The sequence below is a fragment of the Pseudorhodoferax sp. Leaf267 genome (assembly GCF_001422405.1).
Lineage (GTDB): Bacteria > Pseudomonadota > Gammaproteobacteria > Burkholderiales > Burkholderiaceae_C > Pseudorhodoferax.
In genome coordinates, this window is the sequence record NZ_LMMV01000012.1 from 736,397 (window position 1) to 752,005 (window position 15,609).

Consider the following 15,609-nt stretch of genomic DNA (forward strand, 5'->3'; position numbering starts at 1 on the left):
TTGGCTTAGACGCTCTAGAGATCCAGCACCAACACCGCGCTTTTCGCGCGTGAGCAGCAGGGGGTGAACTGGTCGTTGGCGGCCTTTTCCTCGTCGGTGAAATACAGGTCACGGTGCTCGCACTCGCCCTCCAGCACGCGCGTGATGCAGGTGCCGCATACGCCTTGCTCGCATGAGGTCAGGATCTCGATGCCGTGCGGCAGCAGGGCCTGCACCACGCTCTGGTCCTTGGGCACGGTGTAGGTCTTGCCGCTGCTGGCGATGCGTACTTCGAAAGAGCCGTCGCTGGCCGTGTCCTGCGGGGCGGCGCCGAAGTATTCGAGGTGGACGTTGTCCTTGTCCCAGCCCTGGGCCTGGGTGGTGCGCACCACGTGGTCGATGAAGCCGGTCGGGCCGCAGATGTAGACGTGCGTGCCGGCGTCGGGCGTGGCCAGCAGGCGGGCGGCGTCGAGCTTTTGCGCGGCGTCGCCGTCATCGAAGTGGAAGTGCACGCGGTTGGCGAAGGGCGAGGCCGCGATCTCTTCACGGAACGCCGTGCGCTCGGGCGAGCGCGTGCAGTAGTGCAGTTCGAAGTCCGCGCCCACGGCTGCGAGGCGCTGGGCCATGCACAGCAAGGGCGTCACGCCGATGCCGCCTGCCAGCAGCAGCGTGCGTTCGGCGCGAGCCAGGGGAAAGTGGTTGCGCGGCGTGCTGATGGTCAGCACGTCGCCCGCGTGGACCTGCTCGTGCATGCCCTGCGAGCCACCGCGCGAGGCCGCGTCGCGCAGCACGGCGATGCGGTAGCGGTGCGACTCGTTGTCGTCGTTGCACAGCGAGTACTGGCGCGTGATGTTGCCCGGCACGTGCACGTCGATGTGCGAGCCGGCACTGAACGCGGGCAGCGGCGCGCCGTCCACACGGGCGAGTTCGAAGCTGGTGATGTCCTGCGCTTCGACGGTCTTGCGCACGACCTTGACGGCCATCGTGTCCATCGTCATGCCGCCTGCGCCACGGGTGCCGCAGCCTGCTCGGCCGCCAGCATCTTGTCCAGCAGCTTGCGCGACTGCACGCCGCCGGCGTCGATGTTGAGCAGCAGCAGCTTGCGTGTGGGGTGCAGCGACAGGTTGCGCTGCTGCGCTTCCAGCACGGCCGTGTCTTCGGCGAACACCTTGGCCTGGCCGTCGCGGATCTGCGCCGTGAGCGCCTTGTCCTTCACGTTGAAGTTGCGCGCCATGCCCCAGAAGTACCACATCGAGGTCTCGGTCTCGGGCGTGAGGAAGTCCACCACGATGCTGTAGACCTTCTGGTCGGCCGGCGCGTCGATGCCGCCCTTGCCGGCCAGCGCCACGCCCACCTCGATCATGATGTGGCCGGGCGGCGTGAAGCGGCACACCTGCCAGCGGTCCACCGGCTGGTCGTCGGGCAGGTGGTTGCCGCGCAGGTTGGCGCGCCAGAAGGGCGGGGCCATCACGTTCTCCATGGTGCGGCGCGTGACGACCTGCTCGCCTTCGGTCTTGGTGGACACGGGCGTCTCGTCGATCTCCTTCTGGCCGATGCTGGTGCTGTGCACGTAGGTCTCGTGCGTGAGGTCCATCAGGTTGTCGACCATGAGCCGGTAGTCGCAATCGACGTGGTACAGGCCGCCGCCGTAGGCCCACTCGGGGTTGTCGGCCCATTCCAGGTGGTGGATGGCGGCCGGGTCGGCCAGGGCCGCGTCGCCCGTCCAGACCCAGATGAAGCCGTAGCGCTCGACCACGGGGAAGCTGCGGATCTTGGGGAAGCCGCCCACGCGCTGGCCGGGCATGGAGATGGTCTTGCCGTCGCAGCCCATCGTGAGCCCGTGGTAGCCGCAGACCAGCTTGCCTTCGCACACGCTGCCCAGCGACAGGCGGGCGCCGCGGTGCGGGCAGAAATCTTCCAGCGCGGCCACCTGTCCATCATCCGCCCGGTAGAACACGATGTGCTCGCCGCAGATCTGGCGGCCCAGGGGTTTCTCGTCGATTTCGTCGGGCGTGCAGGCGACGTACCAGGTGTTGCGCGGGAACATGGATGGGGCTCCGTGGGGTGTCTTTTGGCCTTGAATGTATACCAAGGGCCGTGTTTTTGGCTCAGAAGTGCCCCTGATTGCGCCATTCAGGCCGTTTGATGTATACATCGACCATGGTCAAGGAACTGGAATTGCTGGACTCGGGTGGCTCGCAGGCCGTCAAGGCGCAGCTGCGCTTGCGCGAGCTGATTCTGGCGGGCGAGCTGCCCGCGGGCAGCCGCATCGCCGAGCTGGCGATCGTCGAGAAGGTGGGCGTCTCGCGCACGCCGATCCGCGCCGCGCTGATGCGGCTGGAGCAGGAGGGCCTGCTGCAGGGCCTGCCCGGCGGCGGCTATGCCGTGCGTGTGTTCTCCGAGCGCGAAGTCGCCGACGCCATCGAGCTGCGCGGCACGCTGGAGGGCCTCGCCGCACGGCTGGCAGCCGAGCGGGGCGTGCCCGAGGATCTGCTCGCCCAGGCGCGTGACTGCCTCGCCCCCATCGACGAACTGCTGCGCGCGCCGGCGCTGGACGACGAGGCCTTCCAGCGCTATGTGGAGTGGAACGGCCGCTTCCACCACCTGCTGCATGCGCTGGCCGGCAGCGAGGTGATCGCGCGCGAGCTGGAGCGCGTGGTGCGCCTGCCTTTCGCCTCGCCCTCCGGCTTCGTGGTGCAGCAGGCCAACTCGCCGCAGGCGCGCGACATGCTGATCGTGGCGCAGGACCAGCACCGCCAGGTGCTCGATGCCATGGCGCAGCGCGAGGGCGCGCGGGCCGAGGCCATCATGCGCGAGCACTCGCGGCTGGCGCAGCGCAACCTGCGCGAGGCCATGGCCGCGCCGGACGCCGAGCGCATGCCTGGCGTGCGGCTGATCCGGGGCCGCGGATGACCGTGGCGTCCCCAACGACCGCCATGCCGAAGTGCGCGAGCGCCTAAGCCCAACTACGCATAGGCGCAGGGTGCGACCCGCATTACAGTGGCGCGCCTGCGGCGGTCCACCAGCCGGTGCACCAGCGAAAGAACACAACCCTAGGAGATGATCCCCATGACTTTCACCCTTCCCCGACGCGCCGCACTGGCCGCACTGGCCACCCTGGCGGCCTGGCAGCCCGCGCTGGCACAGGACAACGTGTTCAAGATCGGCCTGGTGCTGCCCATGACGGGCCAGCAGGCCACCACCGGCCGCCAGGTCGAGGCCGCCGCGCGGCTCTACATGGCGCAGCACGGCGACACCGTGGCCGGCAAGAAGGTGCAGCTCATCGTCAAGGACGACACCAGCCTGCCGGACCAGACGCGCCGCCTGGCGCAGGAGCTGATCGTGAACGACAAGGTCAACGTGCTGGCCGGCATGGGCATCACGCCCTCGGCCATGGCCGTGGCGCCGCTCGCGACGCAGAGCAAGACGCCGCTGGTGGTGATGGCCGCGGCCACGTCCAGCATCACCGAGGCCTCGCCCTACATCGTGCGCTCCAGCTTCACGCTGCCGCAGGTGTCGGTGGCGCTGGCCGACTGGGCGCCCAAGAACGGCATCAAGACCGTGGTGACGCTGGTGTCCGACTACGGCCCCGGCATCGACGCCGAGAAGTTCTTCAACCAGCGCCTCACGTTCAACGGCGGCAAGGTCACCGAGTCGCTGCGCGTGCCGCTGCGCAACCCGGACTTCGCGCCCTTCCTGCAGAAGGTGCGTGACCTGAAGCCCGACGCGCTGTTCGTCTTCGTGCCCTCGGGCGCGGGCGCGGCCGTGATGAAGCAGTTCGTCGAGCGCGGCATGGACAAGGCCGGCATCAAGCTCATCGCCACGGGCGACGTGACCGACGACGACCAGCTCAACGACATGGGCGACGGCGCGCTGGGCGTGGTCACATCGCACCACTATTCGGCCGCGCACCCGTCCGAGCTCAACAAGAAGTTCGTCGACGCCTTCCAGAAGGCCAACAAGAACCTGCGCCCCAACTTCATGGCCGTGGGCGGCTACGACGGCATGCGCGTGATCTACGAGGCGCTCAAGGCCAGCAAGGGCCAGGGCGGTGGCGACGCGCTGCTGGCCGCGATGAAGGGCCAGATCTTCGAGAGCCCGCGCGGCCCGGTGTTCATCGACGCGCAGACGCGCGACATCGTGCAGAACGTCTACCTGCGCAAGGTGGAGCGCAAGGACGGGCAGCTATACAACGTGGAGTTCGATGTGATCAAGGACGTGAAGGATCCTGGCAAAACCAAGTGACCTGACAGAACCCTCTCCCCCGCGGGGGAGAGGGCAGGGTGAGGGGTCTCTGCGGACGCGCGCAGCCCTCACCCCAACCCTCTCCCCGCAAAGGGAGAGGGAGCCAAGACCAACGCACTACCCATGCTCACCATCCTCTTCGACGGCATCGCCTACGGCATGCTGCTGTTTATCCTGGCCGTGGGCCTGGCCGTGACCATGGGGTTGATGAACTTCATCAACCTGGCGCACGGCGCCTTCGCCATGGTGGGCGGCTACACCACGGTGCTGTTGATGCAGCGTGCCGACTGGCCCTTCCTCGCCGCGCTACCCATGGCCTTCGTGGTCTCGGCGCTGCTGGGCGCGGTACTCGAGCGCACGCTGTACCGCCCGCTGTACCACCGCCCGCACCTGGACCAGGTGCTGTTCTCCATCGGCCTGGTGTTCATGGCCGTGGCCGCGGTGGACTACTTCGTCGGCTCCACGCAGCAGAACATGCAGCTGCCCGAATGGCTCAAGGGCCGCACCGAGATCGGCAGCGGCGCCTGGACGCTGGGCATGGGCCACTACCGGCTGTTCATCATCGCCGTGTGCGCCGCGCTCACGCTGGCGCTGCAGTTCATCCTGGCGCGCACACGCTTCGGCAGCCGGCTGCGCGCGAGCGTGGACGACCAGCGCGTGGCCGCCGGGCTGGGCATCAATGTGAACGTGGTGTTCCTGTCGACCTTCGCCGTGGGCTCGGGCCTGGCGGGCCTGGGCGGTGCGCTGGGGGCCGAGGTGCTGGGGCTGGACCCGCAGTTCCCGCTCAAGTTCATGGTGTACTTTTTGATCGTCGTGGCCGTGGGTGGCACCTCGTCCATCACCGGGCCGCTGCTGGCCGCGCTGCTGCTGGGCGTGGCCGACGTGGCGGGCAAGTACTACATCCCCAAGATGGGGGCCTTCATCGTCTACAGCCTCATGATCGTGATCCTGATCTGGCGGCCGCAGGGCTTGTTCGTGCGGAAAGGCGGAAAGTGATGGACACGCGCGCTTCGATCCTCAACCTCAGCCGCTGGAAGCCATGGGAGCCCGTGCTCTGGCTCGCGGCCTTCGCCGTGCCCTGGCTGCTGCCCGGCCATGCGCTGATCGCCAACGAGATCGCCATCGTGGCGCTGTTCGCCATTTCGCTCGACCTGGTGCTGGGCTACACCGGCATCGTGTCGCTGGGCCACGCGGCGTTCTTCGGCATGGGTGCGTATGCGGCGGCGCTGTTCGCCAAGCATGTGATGCCCGACCCGCTGGTGGGCCTGGCCGTGGGCACCGCCGCCGCCACCTTGGTGGGCGCCATCGCCTCCCTGACCGTGATGCGCGGCACCGACCTCACGCGGCTCATGGTCACGCTGGGCGTGGGCCTGATCCTCATGGAGCTGGCCAACAAGCTCGACTGGCTGACGGGCGGCGCCGATGGCCTGCAGGGCGTGATGATGGGCCCGCTGCTGGGCCGCTTCGAGTTCGACCTGTACGGGCAGACGGCCGCGTGGTATTCGCTCGCCGTGCTGTTCCTGTGCTTCCTGCTCGCGCGCCGCCTCGTGTTTTCGCCGCTGGGCGCTACCTTCAAGGCGATTCGCGACAACCGTCAGCGCGCGGGCGCCATCGGCATCCCCGTCACTTCGCGCATCGCCGTGGCCTACACCATCGCCGCGGCGCTGGCCGGAGCGGCGGGTGCGCTGCTGGCGCAGACGACAGGATTCGCCTCGCTCGACGTGTTCGAGTTCCACCGCTCGGCTGACGTGATGCTGATCCTCATCATCGGCGGCACGGGCTGGCTGTATGGCGGCGTGGCGGGGGCCATCGTCTTCAAGCTCATGCACGACCTGCTGTCGTCCATCACGCCGCAGTACTGGACGTTCTGGCTCGGCCTGTTCCTCGTGGTGCTGGTGCTGGTGGGGCGCGAGCGGCTGCTCAAGCCCTGGACCTGGTTCGGCAAGAGGAGCGCACCATGACCAAGGTCGTGCTCTCCGCGCAGAACCTGGTCAAGCGCTTCGGCGGCATCACGGCCACGAGCAACGTCACGCTGAACCTGGCGCATGGCGCGCGCCACGCGCTGATCGGCCCCAACGGGGCCGGCAAGACCACGCTCATCAACCTGCTCACCGGCATGCTGGAGCCCTCCGAGGGCCGCATCGTGTTGCAGGGCGAAGACATCACGCGCCTGGCGCCGCACCAGCGTGTGTGCCGCGGCATGGTGCGCACCTTCCAGATCAACCAGCTGTTCAACAGCATGACGCCGCTGGAGACGCTGGCGCTGGTGGTTTCGCAGCAGCGCGGCCTGGGCGCACGCTGGTGGCAGCGCCTGGGCGCGCAGGGTGGCGTGGCCGAGCGCTGCGACCAGTTGCTCGAGCAGTTCCACCTGACCGACGTGATGCGCCAGCGCACCGAGCATCTGCCCTACGGCAAGCGCCGCCTGCTGGAGATCGCCATCGCACTGGCCTGCGAGCCGCGCGTGCTGCTGCTGGACGAGCCCGTGGCCGGCGTGCCGCCCGGCGAGCGCGAGGAGCTGCTGCAGACGGTAGCCGCGCTGCCGGCCGATGTGTCGGTGCTGCTGATCGAGCACGACATGGACCTGGTGTTCGACTTCGCCAAACGCATCACCGTGCTGGTGAACGGTGCGCTGCTGACCGAGGGCACGCCGGACGAGATCGCCCGCGATCCGCAGGTCAAGGCCGTCTACCTGGGGCATGGAGAAGAAGCACATGGCTGAGCTGTTGACGGTCGAGAACCTGAGCGCCGGCTACGGCGAAGCGGTCGTGCTGAACGGCGTGAACCTGTCCTTGCCCGAAGGCCAGACGCTGGCCCTGCTGGGCCGCAACGGCACCGGCAAGACCACGCTCATGAACACGCTGGCCGGCGCCACGCGCCAGCATGGCGGCAGCATCCAGCTCGGCGGTATCACATTGCACAAGCTGCCCGCGCACGAGCGCGCCGGCGCGGGTATCGGCTGGGTGCCGCAGGAGCGCAACATTTTCAAGTCGCTCACCGTGCACGAGAACCTCACGGCCGTGGCCCGGCCGGCGCGCGCCGGCAAGCCGGCCTGGACGCCCGAGCGCGTCTACCAGATGTTCCCGCGCCTGGCCGAGCGCAAGACCAACCTGGGCACGCAGTTGTCGGGGGGCGAGCAGCAGATGCTCGCGGTAGGCCGCGCGCTGGTGCTGAACCCGCGCCTCTTGCTGCTCGACGAGCCGCTGGAGGGCCTGGCGCCCATCATCGTGGAGGAGCTGCTGAGGGCCATCCGCCGCGTGACCCGCGAGGAGGGCCTGTCGGCCATCATCGTGGAGCAGCATCCTCAGGCCATCCTGGCCATCTCCGACCTGGCGGCCGTGCTCGACCGTGGGACGGTGGTGCACAGCGGCACGGCGCCCGAGCTGCGGGCACAGCCGGCCGTGCTGGACCAGCTGCTGGGCGTGGTGCGCTGACCGGGTGAGGTGCGCGCTGGCGCAGCCGTTGCCCGTGCGCGTGTCAGCGTCTGCCGACGCCGCTTCAGCCTGCAGGCCGGCAGCGCAAAAAGACCGCCGCGGCAACGCTCTCGTCGGCCCGACGGCACCCCGCCGCACCTTACCAAGAACGACATCGATGAACGACCACAAGCCTGCGGGCAGCCTTGCCTCTCCTTCCGATCTCACACCCGAGGCCGAGCTGTCGCGCAGACGTTTCATGCGCGGCGCCATGCGCCTGGCCATGGCGGTCGGCGCCGGTGGCGCCTTGTCGGCATGCGGCGGCGGTGGCGGCGACGACGCGGGCGACGCCCCGCCACCCTCGGAAACGGCGAGCGAAGCCTTCGTGCACGGAGTGGCCAGCGGCGACCCGCTGTCCGACCGCGTGATCCTGTGGACGCGCGTCACGCCCAGCGCTCCCGGCAACTTCTCCGTGGGTTGGGAAGTGGCGAGTGACGCCAGCTTCGGCGCCATCCTGGGCCGCGGTACCGCGACGACCGGGCCCGCGCAGGATTACACCGTCAAGGTCGATGTGGCCGGGCTGCTGCCAGCCACCGTGTACCACTACCGGTTCACCTATGGGGCGGAGCGCTCGGCCATCGGCCGCACCAAGACGCTGCCCACCGGCAGCGTCAGCCAGGTCAAGCTGGCCGTGCTGTCGTGCGCCAACTTCCCTGCCGGCTACTTCAATGTCTACGCAGACGTCGCCAAGCGCGGCGACATCGACGCGGCATTGCACCTGGGCGACTACATCTACGAGTACGGCCTGCTGGGCTATGCCTCGCAGACGGCGTTCATCACCGACCGGGAGTCCAGCCCGCGGCAGGAGATCCTCACCCTGGCCGACTACCGGCAGCGCCATGCGCAGTACAAGAGCGATCCCGACCTGCGCGCGCTGCATGCGGCCATGCCGCTGATCGCCGTGTGGGACGACCACGACGTGGCCGACAACACGTGGTCGGGCGGCGCAGGCAACCACGATGCGTCCAGCGAGGGGAGCTTTGCGGCGCGCCGTGCCGCTGCGGTGCAGGCCTGGCAGGAGTGGCTGCCGGTCCGCGTGCCCGATGCGGCCAACCCCTTGAAGATTTACCGCAGCTTCGACTTCGGCACGCTGGCGTCGCTGCACATGCTCGACACGCGCCTGATCGGGCGCGACGAGCAGCTCAAGCTGCCCGATTACCTGGAAGGCGTGGGCCTGGGCGAGGGGCGGCAACTGCTGGGCCTGGAGCAGTCGGCATGGCTGACTGCGCAGATGACCGCTTCGACGGCCACCTGGCAGGTGCTGGGGCAGCAGGTCTTGATGGCGCGGATGGAGATCCCCCTGTCGATCGCCTCGTCGTTCACCCTGGAGACCCTGGCCGAATACACGCTGGCGAAGTCCACGCCGGAACCGCTGCGCAGCGATGCGCAGCGCGCGCTGGTGGACCAGCGCCGCGCGCCGTACAACCTGGACGCGTGGGACGGCTACCCCGCGGCGCGCGAATCGGTGCTGGCCACGGCACGCAGCCTGGACAAGAACCTGATCTCGCTGGCCGGCGACACGCACAACGCCTGGGCCAGCGACCTGACGGATGCCGCCGGCAGCCCGGTGGGCGTGGAGTTCGCCACCGCGTCGGTCAGCTCGCCCGGCTTCGAGCGCGTGCTGCCGCTGATCTCCAGCGCCGTGCTCGAGGACGCGTTTCCCGACATGGTCCCTGACCTGCGCTATGCGGAATGCAGCCACCGTGGCTATGTGGTGCTCACGCTCACGCCCAGCGAGGCACGCGGCGAATGGGTGCAGATCGACACCGTCTGGAGCCGTGACTACCAGGCGCGGACGGTCAAGACGCTGCGCACGCTGCCAGGCGGCAGCAACAGAAAGATCCTCGACGCCTGAGGGCGCGCAGGCCGGCCCTGCGCCAGTCGTCGGGCAGGCCTGCGCGTGGCATTGCACTGCGGCGCGGCGCCCGCGCGGCACAGTTCGGCGCAGTTGCGTGCGCCACAATCCCCGGGCTTGGCGCAAGGAGACGGCGCGCCACCACCACGAAAGGGATTCATGGCCATGTGGACCAAACGAGAACTTCTGGCGGCCGGGGCCGCAGGCGCTGCGGCGATCCTGCTGCCCGGCCCTGCGAGCGCGCAACGCTTTCCCAGCAAGCCGCTGCGCCTGGTCGTGCCCAATGCCGCGGGCGGCGCGGCCGACCTCACGGCGCGCACCGTGGGCGAAAAGCTGGCCGCCACGTTGGGCCAGGCCGTGGTCATCGACAACCGGCCCAGCGCGGGCGGCGTGGTGGCCGGCGAGATGGTCGCGCGCGCCCCGGCCGACGGGCACACACTGCTGCTGGTCTCCAGCGGGACGGCGGTCAGCGCGGCGCTGTTCGCGTCGCAGCCCTTCGACGCAGCCAGGGATTTCACGCCCGTCTCCACGCTCGCCACGTTCGACCTGGGCATCGTGGTAGCCGAGAACAGCCGCTTCAAGACACTCGGGGAGCTGGTGGCCTACGGCAAGGCCAACCCGGGCAAGCTGAACATCGGCACGCCCAACATCGGCACCACGCAGAACCTAGCGGCCGAGCTGTTCAAGAGCACGGCCGGCATCGACGCGCAGGTCGTGCCCTTCAACGGCACGCCGCCCGTGATCACGGCGCTGCGCGGTGGGCAGCTCGACGCCATGGTCGACATCCTGGGCCCGCTCATGACGCAGATCACCGGCAAGGCGCTGCGACCGCTGGCCGTGCTGGGCGGCAAGCGTGCGCCGCAACTGCCAGCCGTGCCGACGGTGCGCGAGACCGGTGGCAGCCTGGCGGGTTTCGACGTCGCGTCATGGAACGGCCTGGCCGTGCCGGCGGGCACGCCCAAGGAGGTGGTGGCGCGGTTGAACAAGGACATCAACGCCGCGCTGGCGCTGCCGGAGGTGAAGCACAAGCTGCTGGAACTGAACCTTGTCGCGCAGGGCAGCACACCAGAGCAGCTGGCCACGCAGCTGGCAGGCGAGATCAAGCGCTGGGGCGAGGTGATTGCCAAGGCGAATATTCCAAAGCAGTGACTTCGAACCCATGACGATTTCCATCCGCCCCGCCAGCGCCGGCGACGCCGCGCTGATCCTGCATTTCATCCGCGAACTGGCCATCTACGAGAAGGCCGAGGACCAGGTCGAGGCCACGGTCGAGACGATCGGCAGCAGCCTGTTCGGCCCGGGCAGCCCGTCGCGCGCGCTGATCTGCGAACAGGACGGCCAGGCGGTTGGCTTCGCGGTCTACTTCTTCAACTACTCGACCTGGCAGGCGAAAAAGGGCCTGTACCTGGAAGACCTGTTCGTGCTGCCCACGGCGCGCGGGCAGGGCGCCGGCAAACGGCTGCTGCAGCACCTGGCCGGCATCGCGGTGCAAGAGGGCTGCGGACGCTTCGAGTGGAGCGTGCTGGACTGGAACCAGCCGGCCATCGATTTCTACGACTCGATCGGCGCCAAGCCGCAGGCCGAGTGGGTGCGCTACCGCATGACGGGCGCGGCGCTGCGGGACTTCGTGGCCTGAGCCGCTGCGCCACGGGCCGCAGTGCCCGTCGCATCGGTGGCAAGGGCTGCCCTCACTTGGTCTCGTAGGCCTCCAGTGGCTTGTCGCTGGGGTTGGCCCAGGCGGCCTGCGTCAGCGCATTGGCGGGCAGGCCCACGGTCTGGCCACTCGGCGGGATGGGCTGTGTGAACCACTTGGCGTAGAGGCTGGCGGCCTCGCCACTGCGCGCCAGCCTCTGCACGCTCTGGTCGACCAGGGTCTTCAAGGCGGCGTCGCCCTTGGGGATCATGATGGCGATGGGCTCCACGCTCAGCACCTTGTCCAGCAGCGTGTACTGCGCCGGCTCGCGGCTGCGCGAGATCAGCGTGGCCAGGATCTGGCCGTCCGCCACGAACGCGTCCACGCGGCCCGACTCCAGAAGCAGGAAGCCTTCGCTGTTGTCCTTGGCCAGCACCTCGCTCATGCCGGTGACGCCCTCCCGCTGCAGCTTGCGCAACTGCTGCACGGCCGTGCTGCCGGTCGTGGCCGCGACGGCCTTGCTGGCCAGTTGCGCCGGGCTGGCGATGCCGGAGGCCGTCTTCACGGCCACGCGTACGCCTTCCACATACAGCGTGGGCGCAAAGGCCACGTCCTTCTGGCGCGCCGCGTTGTTCGTGGTCGTGCCGCACTCCAGGTCGACGGTGCCGTTCTGCACCAGCGCGATGCGGTTCTGCGGCGTGACCAACTGGTACTTGACGGCCAGCTTGTCCAGCTTCAGGGCCTGCTGGATGTCGGCCACGATGCGCTCGCACACCTCGACATGAAAGCCTGTGTACTGGTTGCCGCGCACCGTGAACGACATGGCGCCCGAGGCATCGCGCACACCCATGGTGATCGTGCCGGTGTCCTTGATCTTCCTGAGCGTGTCGGTCTGGGCATGGGCCGGGCCGGTGAACACGCCGAGGGTGGCGGCTGCGCCCAGTGCCGCGAGCACGCGGACCTTGAAGGCTGCGCGCTTCATTTGGCGAACAACGAAGACAGGTCGGCGAAAGACTTCATCTCGATGGCGTTGCCCGATGGGTCCAGGAAGAACATCGTCGCCTGCTCGCCGGGCTCGCCCTTGAAGCGGATGTAGGGCTCGATGATGAAGTCGGTCTTGTGCGCCACGAGCGCGTCGGCCATCTTCTGCCACTGGTCCATGGGCAAGATGGCGCCGAAGTGGCGCACCGGCACGTCGTGGCCGTCGACGGCGCTGCTCTGCTTGTGGCCACATTCGTCGGGCGCCAGGTGCGCCACGATCTGATGGCCATAGAAGTCGAAGTCGACCCACTCGGGTGCGCTGCGGCCTTCGGGGCAGCCGAGCAGTTCGCCGTAGAAGGCGCGCGCTTCGGCGATGTCGCGGACGGGGAAGGCCAGGTGGAACGGGATGCGTGGGGTGGCGGTCATGGGGTGTTGCCTTGGGTCGATGGGGTACGCAAACTTTAGCCATGGCATCCATCAAAGAAAATCAATTTATATTGGAGTCATTCATCACCATTGGTTGTCATTGGTGAGCACTTGCCTGGAGGACGGCAATGATCCGTGAGTTGAAAACCTTGATTGCCGTGGCGCGCGAAGGCACCTTTGCCGCGGCCGGTCAGAAGATCGGCTTGACGCAGGCCGCGGTCAGCGCGCAGATGCAAAGGTTGCAGGAAGAGCTGGGGTTTGCGCTGTTCGACCGAACGGGGCGCACGGCGCAGCTCAACGCGCGCGGGCACCAGACCTTGCAGCAGGCGCAGGAGCTGGTCAGCCTGTATGGCGAGCTGGGCTCACGCCGCGGCGGCAAGAACGAGGCGGTGTTCCTGACGCTGGGCGCCATCGCGTCCGCGCAACGGTCGTGGCTGCCCAAGGCCATCGCCAGGTTCCACCGCGCCTGCCCCGGTGCGCGCACGCGCATCCTGCCCGGGCTGTCGATGGACTTCGTGAACCAGGTGGATGCGGGCGAAATCGACATGGCCATCGTCATCAAGCCGCCGTTCGGCCTGCATGCCGACCTGCGCTGGACCACGCTGGCGCGCGAACCCTTCAGGCTGCTCGTGCCGCGCGATGCGCCGCAGCTGAGCTGGGCCGAGTTGATCGGCAGCCAGCCCTTCGTGCGCTACGACCGCGCGTCCTTCGGGGGGCGGCAGGCGGACCGGTTCCTGCGTTCCATGCACATCGCCGTGCAGCAGGTGTGCGAGGTGGACGAGCTGGACGCGATCGTGCAGCTGGTGGCGCATGGCGTGGGCGTAGCCCTGGTTCCACAGACTGTGAACCATCGTCGCTGGCCGGCGGCGGTGCGGGCCGTCGGCCTGGGAGAGCACACCTTCTACCGCGACATCGGCCTGATCCACCGCCGCGCGCGGACCATGAGCGAGCATGGCCGCCAGCTGGCCGGCTTGATCGTCGATGCGCATGCGGCCGCATCGCAAGGTGCGGCGGATGCAACCGCGTGAGCCTTAGCCTGCGATGTTGCATTCCCGGCGCAGCAGCGCCAGCGCGTCTTCGTAGGCCTGCACGCGGTCGCTGCGCAAGACAGGCTCGGCCTCCGCCATGAAGGCGTTCCACAGACGCAGGTAATCGCTGCGCAGTGCGACGGGCGCGTGTTGCGCGATGAACTGCCGGGGCAGCTCGGCATCCAGGCCCGACTTGCGGATCTTGCGGACCAGGCTGGCGGCGGCTTTCTCGGTCAGCAGCGTGGCGTGCGTGCCCTGCGTCGCGATGCGCAGGAACAGCGTGAGCAGCGAACTGTCGTCGCTGTGGCCCTCGGTGGCCTTCTCCCAAAGGGCGCTGTTGCTGCGCTCGAAATGCTCCAGGTCGGCCATGGCATCTTCAGTCCAGAAATAGCGGCCCAGGAAGGCCGGCGTCTGGTCGAAGAGCTTGCGCACGCTGATCGTGGCGTCCAGGATCCTGGGCAGGTCCTGCACGACGGAGGCCTGCACGGTCTGTACCGCGTCCACGAACTCTGCCGGTAGGTCCCTGGGCAAGTCCAGCGGGACGTGCGCGGCCTGGCCAACGGCGGGCTGCGCGTACTTCTTGCGCAGGCCCAGCACCATCTTCTCGAAGCCTTGCCAGTCCGGCATGGCGCTGCGCCGGCTGGCGCGCACCAGCAAGGCCGTGCGCACGACGGACTCCGCGTCCTTGCCGGCATCTTCCAGATCGTCGGCATCCAGCCCCAGCTGCGCCGCCATCCATACGGCTGCGTCCACCAGGGTCGTGGCATGGCTGCGCGCGGCGCGCTCGGTCTGATATTCGGGCAGGCTGCGCAGGGACCACTTGGCCAGCAAGGGGATGTGCTTGTCCTCGAACACACCGTGCTCCTGCATGCCGAAGTGGCTGCTCTGCGGCATGGCGATCAACGCCTTGAGCATGTCCGAGCCGCCCTTGGAGCGCGACAGCAGGCTATGGTCGCGCAGAGCCTGGGCGGCCAGGTCCAGGTCACCACCGCAGGAGTGCTCCAGGTACAGGCTCACGAGGTTGACCAGGCGCGCCCGCGCCATCTCCAGGTCGGGGCGCAGGTACTCGGTGCCGAAGTAGCGCGCGATCTGCACCATGCCCTTGGGCGCCTCCACGCGCATCGCGGCCAGCTTCTCGGGTGGAATGATCCCGTGGCGCACGCCATGCTGCAGGGCCTTCTCAAAAAAGGGCCGCTCGTCGAACAGCGCGACGGCCTGGGCGCCCTGGTCGGGGTGGTCCATCAAATCGCCGACTCTTCGTCGTCCTCGCGCGCGGCGGGGGTGCTGCGGCCACGGTCGGTGTCGCTGGTCTCCACGCGCACATCTTCCTCGACCTCTTCTTCCTCGTCCTGCACGCCCAGGTGGTGGGCGCGCGCCTGGGCCCGCATGACCAGCAAGGTTTCGGTGAACAGGTCCGGGCACTCGTAGCGCATGCGCCAGGCCAGCTCCATCCAGTCCTGGTCGGCCACTTCCTCCAAGTCGATCCGGGGGCTGGCGTAGGCCGAGGCCAGCAGCGCCGTCTCCGACAGCATCTCGCCGTCTTCCTCGACGGTATCGAAGGTGCCGCTGCGCGCGAAGGCTTCGATGCGGGCCCACTTGTCGGCGAAGTAGTTGGCCATGGCTTCGCTGCCGCCTTCCATGTCGCCCACGGCGTTCAGGAATTCCACCGGGTCGGCGTCCTCACGGAAGACGATGGCGTTCACCATGCCACGCAGGTGCGTGTGGGTGAGGTCCTTGTAGCGCTTCTCGATGACGATGGCGTGCGCGAATTGCTGCGGGGTGACCAGCAGGCTCACGACCGATTCGCGCGATGGGTCGTACTCGCGCATCACGGCCAGGATGTCCTTGGGCGCCAACTGGTCCAGCACCACCATGAGCGCGCGGTCGCCCTCGGTGTCCGCCAGTTCGGTGAGGGCGGACTCGGCGCCGGCGATGTCGCCTGCGGCAATCAGGCTTTGGGTCTTCGCGATCAGGGCGAGGTGGTTCATGGCG

Annotated in this window: 16 protein-coding genes; 10 read left to right on the forward strand and 6 right to left on the reverse strand. The window is 68.4% G+C overall.

The genetic code is table 11. The features are described from left to right. Window positions 1-14: 14 nt before the first annotated feature. Together ASF43_RS15255 and ASF43_RS15260 are read right to left on the reverse strand one after the other, a co-directional pair. A complete protein-coding gene (locus ASF43_RS15255; protein ID WP_369803279.1) occupies window positions 15-971 on the reverse strand; it encodes a 2Fe-2S iron-sulfur cluster-binding protein in 957 nt (318 codons plus the stop codon). A gap of 2 nt (window positions 972-973) precedes the next feature. Beyond that, entirely contained in the window at window positions 974-2,026 is a 1,053-nt protein-coding gene (locus tag ASF43_RS15260) for an aromatic ring-hydroxylating dioxygenase subunit alpha (protein WP_056182612.1), read from the reverse strand. A 98-nt stretch (window positions 2,027-2,124) separates the two neighbouring features. Here ASF43_RS15260 and ASF43_RS15265 point away from each other — a divergent pair, with 98 nt between their 5' ends. From ASF43_RS15265 to ASF43_RS15305, 9 genes are all read left to right on the forward strand, one after another. After that, window positions 2,125-2,892: a GntR family transcriptional regulator gene (locus tag ASF43_RS15265; RefSeq protein ID WP_082497872.1), complete on the forward strand. Its 768-nt coding sequence runs from the start codon at window positions 2,125-2,127 to the stop codon at window positions 2,890-2,892. Window positions 2,893-3,048: 156 nt separating this feature from the next. Beyond that, a complete protein-coding gene (locus ASF43_RS15270) occupies window positions 3,049-4,224 on the forward strand; it encodes an ABC transporter substrate-binding protein (RefSeq protein ID WP_056183447.1) in 1,176 nt (391 codons plus the stop codon). A gap of 123 nt (window positions 4,225-4,347) precedes the next feature. Beyond that, entirely contained in the window at window positions 4,348-5,220 is an 873-nt protein-coding gene (locus tag ASF43_RS15275; RefSeq protein ID WP_056182619.1) for a branched-chain amino acid ABC transporter permease, read from the forward strand. Further along, window positions 5,220-6,185 (forward strand): branched-chain amino acid ABC transporter permease, encoded by a 966-nt coding sequence (locus tag ASF43_RS15280; protein WP_056182620.1) that lies wholly within the window; start codon window positions 5,220-5,222, stop codon window positions 6,183-6,185. The genes ASF43_RS15275 and ASF43_RS15280 overlap by 1 nt, the downstream gene beginning before the upstream one ends. After that, window positions 6,182-6,943, forward strand: a complete 762-nt coding sequence (locus tag ASF43_RS15285; RefSeq protein ID WP_056182623.1) for an ABC transporter ATP-binding protein — start codon at window positions 6,182-6,184, stop codon at window positions 6,941-6,943. The genes ASF43_RS15280 and ASF43_RS15285 overlap by 4 nt, the downstream gene beginning before the upstream one ends. Then, window positions 6,936-7,655, forward strand: a complete 720-nt coding sequence (locus ASF43_RS15290; protein ID WP_056182626.1) for an ABC transporter ATP-binding protein — start codon at window positions 6,936-6,938, stop codon at window positions 7,653-7,655. The genes ASF43_RS15285 and ASF43_RS15290 overlap by 8 nt, the downstream gene beginning before the upstream one ends. Window positions 7,656-7,812: 157 nt before the next feature. After that, the gene (locus ASF43_RS15295) at window positions 7,813-9,549 is read left to right on the forward strand and encodes an alkaline phosphatase (protein ID WP_056182629.1); all 1,737 of its coding nucleotides are present in this window, start codon (window positions 7,813-7,815) and stop codon (window positions 9,547-9,549) included. A 165-nt stretch (window positions 9,550-9,714) separates the two neighbouring features. Beyond that, window positions 9,715-10,698 carry a tripartite tricarboxylate transporter substrate binding protein gene (locus tag ASF43_RS15300; RefSeq protein ID WP_156373325.1) on the forward strand — a complete coding sequence of 328 codons (984 nt, stop codon included), beginning with the start codon at window positions 9,715-9,717 and terminating at the stop codon, window positions 10,696-10,698. Window positions 10,699-10,708: 10 nt separating this feature from the next. Beyond that, window positions 10,709-11,185: a GNAT family N-acetyltransferase gene (locus ASF43_RS15305; RefSeq protein ID WP_056182637.1), complete on the forward strand. Its 477-nt coding sequence runs from the start codon at window positions 10,709-10,711 to the stop codon at window positions 11,183-11,185. A 52-nt stretch (window positions 11,186-11,237) separates the two neighbouring features. Here ASF43_RS15305 and ASF43_RS15310 read toward each other — a convergent pair whose 3' ends face one another. After that, window positions 11,238-12,164: an amino acid ABC transporter substrate-binding protein gene (locus ASF43_RS15310; protein WP_082497873.1), complete on the reverse strand. Its 927-nt coding sequence runs from the start codon at window positions 12,162-12,164 to the stop codon at window positions 11,238-11,240. Then, the gene (locus ASF43_RS15315; protein ID WP_056182640.1) at window positions 12,161-12,589 is read right to left on the reverse strand and encodes a VOC family protein; all 429 of its coding nucleotides are present in this window, start codon (window positions 12,587-12,589) and stop codon (window positions 12,161-12,163) included. The genes ASF43_RS15310 and ASF43_RS15315 overlap by 4 nt, the downstream gene beginning before the upstream one ends. Before the next feature lie 128 nt (window positions 12,590-12,717). On the opposite strand from ASF43_RS15315, the gene ASF43_RS15320 reads away from it, so the two are divergent. Further along, a complete protein-coding gene (locus ASF43_RS15320; protein ID WP_056182643.1) occupies window positions 12,718-13,617 on the forward strand; it encodes a LysR family transcriptional regulator in 900 nt (299 codons plus the stop codon). A gap of 3 nt (window positions 13,618-13,620) precedes the next feature. Here the strand turns inward: ASF43_RS15320 and ASF43_RS15325 are convergent, their stop codons facing one another. After that, window positions 13,621-14,859 carry a hypothetical protein gene (locus ASF43_RS15325; RefSeq protein ID WP_056182646.1) on the reverse strand — a complete coding sequence of 413 codons (1,239 nt, stop codon included), beginning with the start codon at window positions 14,857-14,859 and terminating at the stop codon, window positions 13,621-13,623. After that, a complete protein-coding gene (locus tag ASF43_RS15330; protein ID WP_056182649.1) occupies window positions 14,859-15,605 on the reverse strand; it encodes a hypothetical protein in 747 nt (248 codons plus the stop codon). The genes ASF43_RS15325 and ASF43_RS15330 overlap by 1 nt, the downstream gene beginning before the upstream one ends. Window positions 15,606-15,609 lie beyond the last annotated feature (4 nt).